Origin of the sequence: Nocardioides sp. NPDC057577 (genome assembly GCF_042801335.1) — a bacterium.
GTDB lineage: Bacteria > Actinomycetota > Actinomycetes > Propionibacteriales > Nocardioidaceae > Nocardioides.
The window spans coordinates 1-3,410 of the sequence record NZ_JBHVGB010000298.1 but is presented as its reverse complement, the minus strand read 5'-3'; the positions used below and the strand labels follow the sequence as shown (position 1 = coordinate 3,410).

Genomic DNA, 3,410 nt, shown 5'->3' with positions numbered 1-3,410 from the left:
GCGCCGGGGGCGGCGTCGCGGCCGGGGCGGCGGTCGGGTTCCTCGGCGGCCGCGCCGTCTCGCCTGCCGAAGCGTCGGCCTCCGACGGGCTCGACCTCTCCAAGGCGTACGACTTCTACACCGGCGACCACCAAGTCGGCATCGCGACCCCGCCGCAGCGGCACCTGGTCTTCATGTCCCTCGACGTCGTCGAGGGGACCACCACGGAGCAGCTGAAGGTCCTCTTCGCGCGTTGGTCGGCCGCGATGGCGACGATGATGAAGGGCAACCCGGTCGGATCCGTCGAGCCGACGAGGAGCAACGGCGTGCCGCAGGACACGGGGGAGGCGTACGACCTCTCGCCGGCCTCGCTCACCGTCACCCTCGGTCTGGGGCCCGGTCTCTTCGACGACCGCTTCGGCCTGGCAGGGAAGGGGCCGAAGCTGTTGGCCGAGATCCCGCGGCTGCCCGCCGACGAGCTCAAGCCGGAGCTGTGCGGCGGCGATCTGGCCCTGCAGGCCTGCGCCGACGACCCGCAGGTGGCTTACCACGCCATCCGTGACCTGATCCGGATCGGACGCGGCCTGGTGACTACCCGCTGGACGGTGCTCGGCTTCGGCCGTGCCTCGGCCGGTAAGGGTCAGAAGACCCCGCGCAACCTGATGGGTCTCAAGGACGGCACCCGCAACATCACCTCCGAGGAGGACCTGGACGAGTTCGTCTGGGTGGTGGACGAGGACGAGCCGGCCTGGATGCGGGGCGGCAGCTATCTGGTCACCCGCAAGATCAACATGGACATCGAGGTCTGGGACGGCACCACCATCCAGACCCAGCACCTCACCATCGGCCGCGACAAGGCTGAGGGCGCACCGCTGACTGGGTCGAAGGAGTTCGACACCCCGGACTTCAAGGCCGTACGCGACGGCGAGCCGGTCATCGACCCGACCTCCCACGTCGCCCTGGCCGCCTCGGAGAACAACGGGGGAACCAAGATCCTGCGCCGCGGCTACAACTTCACCGACGGGCTGAACTCGTTCGGCCAGCTCGACGCCGGGCTCTTCTTCATCGCCTACATGAAGGACCCCGCGGCCTTCGTCGACCTGCAGCGCAAGCTCGGACGTGTCGACCTGCTCAACGAGTACATCGCCCATGTCGGATCGGCGATCTTCGCCGTCCCGCGCGCTCCGAAGTCAGGCCACTTCCTGGCTCAGGAGCTCTTCGACTAGGTCGGCGGACGGGATGCTCACCGAGGTAACTCGGTTAGGGCGCGCTCTCCTCGCGGAACTCCACGAAGGAAGCGCATGCTCACCGAGGTAACTCGGTGAGCATCCCGGGCGGCCTCAGCGCTTGGTGGCGAGCAGGACGCTGGTGTCGGCGGCGACCATGACCTCGACGGTGGTGAAACGCTCGTCGGTGAGCCAGGACTCGCGCAGGCTGTCGACGCGGCCGTAGACGATCGGCGGCCACAGGTCGGTCGGGATGAGGTCGTCGATGACGACGATGCCGCCCTCCTCGACGAGGTCGGAGAGCTGGTCGGGGGAGACTCCGCCGGGGGTCTCGGCGTCCAGGAAGAGCAGCGCGAACGGGCCGCGGTCGCGCAGGATGCCCCAGTCGGCGGCGATGACCTCGACCTGCGCATCATCGGCGAAGATCTCGGCGGCCTCCTTGGCGAGGTGCTCGTCGAGCTCGGCGGAGACGATCTGAGCGGCCTTGCCGCGTACGCCGCTTCGCAGCCACGCGGTGCCGACACCGCACCCGGTGCCGAACTCTGCCATCGTGCCGCTCCGGGTGGCCGCCAGAGTCGCCAGCAGCCGCCCGGTCTCGTTGCGGCAGAACGACACATAGCCCGCGCGACGGGAGACGTCGAAGGCACGGGTCACGATGTCAGGAAGCTCTGGAGGTGCGCTCACAGGACCAGTCTTCCCGATGTTCCGACGACTTACCCGCATGTGTGTCTCGGATGTCGGACCTTTGGTCCAGATTCGATGACGGAAGAGACATCTCGGGTTACCGTCAGTTCACCATGCGGAGCATTTTTCTCGTACTCGAGTGCCGCGACGGGGCCCAGCGGTAACGACCGCAGGAGAAGCCACCTCGTCGCGGTGGCTTCCGTCTTCCCAAAGACCCCGGCTTCTCTCCCACACCCTCTGTTGACCCGAAGTGTGAAGGAAGAAGCCATGTACGCGATGTACCCCGAGAGCCCCGCCGACTATAACGAGCGTGGCCGCGAGTGGGGCCCTGCGAGCCACGACCCCGACAACCCGCACAGCGTCGAGAACACCATCGCCGCGGTCCAGCAGGCGCTCGACCTGCGGGACAACGGCGGCCAGCTGCCCGACGACAACTAGTCTCGCCGTATGTCTACGACCAACCTCGCAGTGATCCCCGGCGACGGCATCGGACCGGAGGTGACTGCCGAGGCTCTCAAGGTGCTCGAGGTCGCTTCACCGGTGAAGTTCGAGCAGACCCGCTACGACCTCGGCGCCGAGCGCTATCTCGCCACCGGCGAGGTGCTTCCGTCCTCCGTGCTCGCTGAGATCAAGGAGCAGGACGCCATCCTGCTCGGCGCGGTCGGCGGCAAGCCCAACGACCCGAACCTGCCCCCGGGCATCCTGGAGCGCGGCCTGCTGCTCAAGCTCCGCTTCGAGCTCGACCACTACGTCAACCTGCGCCCGTCGCGGCTCTTCCCGGGGGCGACCTCCCCGCTGTCGCCGGCCGTGCTCGACAAGGGCGAGATCGACTTCGTCGTGGTGCGCGAGGGCACCGAGGGTCTCTACACCGGCAACGGTGGCGCGATGCGGGTCGGAACCCCGCACGAGGTCGCCACCGAGACCTCGGTCAACACCGCCTACGGCGTGGAGCGGGTCGTACGCGACGCCTTCGTCCGCGCTCAGGCGCGCCCGCGCAAGAAGCTGACGCTGGTCCACAAGACCAACGTGCTCGTCAACGCCGGCTCGCTGTGGTGGCGGATCACCCAGCAGGTCGCCGAGGAGTTCCCCGACGTCACCGTGGACTACCTCCACATCGACGCCGTGATGATCTTCCTCGCCACCGACCCGAGCCGCTTCGACGTGATCGTCACCGACAACATCTTCGGCGACATCATCACCGACCTCGCCGCTGCCATCACCGGCGGCATCGGCCTGGCCGCCTCCGGCAACATCAACTCCTCCCGGGAGTTCCCCTCGATGTTCGAGCCCGTCCACGGCTCCGCCCCCGACATCGCCGGCCAGCAGAAGGCGGACCCCACTGCGGCCATCCTGTCCGGGGCCCTCCTGCTCGAGCACCTCGGTCACCCCGAGGCTGCCGCAGTCATCGACACCGCCGTGCTCGCCGACCTCTCCGAGCGCGGTTCGGAGCCACGTACGACCTCCGAGGTCGGCGACGCGATCGCCGCCCGCGTAGCCGGCTAGACGCTCATCCCCCGAAGG

At 68.3% G+C, this 3,410-nt stretch carries 4 protein-coding genes; 3 read left to right on the top strand and 1 reads right to left on the bottom strand.

What is annotated here, in order from left to right; genetic code table 11:
• The coding region (gene efeB / locus ACFU7D_RS29145; protein ID WP_378873887.1) for an iron uptake transporter deferrochelatase/peroxidase subunit at nucleotides 1-1,205 on the top strand (1,205 nt) is incomplete at its 5' end.
• A gap of 114 nt (nucleotides 1,206-1,319) precedes the next feature.
• Here efeB and ACFU7D_RS29140 read toward each other — a convergent pair.
• Nucleotides 1,320-1,889 carry an O-methyltransferase gene (locus ACFU7D_RS29140; protein ID WP_091049459.1) on the bottom strand — a complete coding sequence of 190 codons (570 nt, stop codon included), beginning with the start codon at nucleotides 1,887-1,889 and terminating at the stop codon, nucleotides 1,320-1,322.
• 267 nt (nucleotides 1,890-2,156) lie between these two features.
• Between ACFU7D_RS29140 and ACFU7D_RS29135 the strand changes: the two genes are divergently transcribed.
• Both ACFU7D_RS29135 and ACFU7D_RS29130 read left to right on the top strand, forming a co-directional pair.
• Entirely contained in the window at nucleotides 2,157-2,327 is a 171-nt protein-coding gene (locus tag ACFU7D_RS29135) for a hypothetical protein (RefSeq protein ID WP_176884072.1), read from the top strand.
• A gap of 9 nt (nucleotides 2,328-2,336) precedes the next feature.
• A complete protein-coding gene (locus ACFU7D_RS29130; RefSeq protein ID WP_378873884.1) occupies nucleotides 2,337-3,392 on the top strand; it encodes a 3-isopropylmalate dehydrogenase in 1,056 nt (351 codons plus the stop codon).
• The last annotated feature ends 18 nt before the right edge of the window (nucleotides 3,393-3,410 follow it).

Coding starts and splice junctions, on each gene's coding strand:
- ACFU7D_RS29135 (WP_176884072.1), top strand. CDS start 2,157: ATGTACGCGATGTACCCCGAGAGCCCCGCCGACTATAACGAGCGTGGC.
- ACFU7D_RS29130 (WP_378873884.1), top strand. CDS start 2,337: ATGTCTACGACCAACCTCGCAGTGATCCCCGGCGACGGCATCGGACCG.